A 257-nucleotide genomic window follows, 5' to 3' on the forward strand; every position below is an offset into this window, starting at 1 on the left:
GCTGACCGAGGATGAGCTGTATATTTCCGCTTACCTGGGTTCGCTGAAAATGGCGTTCTTCAGCACCCTGCTGTGCCTGCTGATCGGCTACCCGATGGCCTACGCCATTGCCAACGCCAAGAAGGAAACGCAGACGGTCCTGCTGTTGCTGATCATGATGCCGACCTGGACGGCGATCCTGATCCGCGTCTACGCCTGGATGGGCATTCTCAGCAACAACGGGCTGCTCAATGGCTTCCTGATGTGGACGGGGCTGA

The 257-nt window shown here is 58.0% G+C and carries 1 pseudogene; it reads left to right on the forward strand.

The features are described from left to right. Nucleotides 1-257: pseudogene (locus GYA94_RS27225) on the forward strand (putrescine ABC transporter permease PotH); the annotation flags it as partial.

The sequence above is a fragment of the Pseudomonas juntendi genome, assembly GCF_009932375.1.
Classification (GTDB): domain Bacteria; phylum Pseudomonadota; class Gammaproteobacteria; order Pseudomonadales; family Pseudomonadaceae; genus Aquipseudomonas; species Aquipseudomonas juntendi.